1 protein-coding gene is annotated in these 233 nt (G+C 36.5%); it reads left to right on the forward strand.

All coding sequences use genetic code 11. The features are described from left to right. Positions 1 to 17: 17 nt before the first annotated feature. The coding region (locus tag R2R70_RS23350; protein WP_410979399.1) for an aminotransferase class V-fold PLP-dependent enzyme at positions 18 to 233 on the forward strand (216 nt) is incomplete at its 3' end.

Here is a 233-nt window from a genome sequence, read left to right on the forward strand (position 1 = left end):
GGAATGAGGCAAAGGTAATGAGTAAATATAATTTTTGTGCAGGGCCGGCTATGCTTCCGCAAGCGGTAATGCAAAAAGCACAAAAAGAATTCTTAGATTGGCAAGACATGGGCGTTTCTGTAATGGAAATTAGCCACCGTAGTAAAGAATTTTTGGCATTAACTGCAAAATGTGAAGCAAGCTTAAGACGCTTAATGAATATTAGTGATGAATTTGAAGTTTTATTTATGCAT

Origin of the sequence: Cobetia sp. SIMBA_158, assembly GCF_046566945.1 — a bacterium.
Lineage (GTDB): Bacteria > Pseudomonadota > Gammaproteobacteria > Pseudomonadales > Halomonadaceae > Cobetia > Cobetia amphilecti.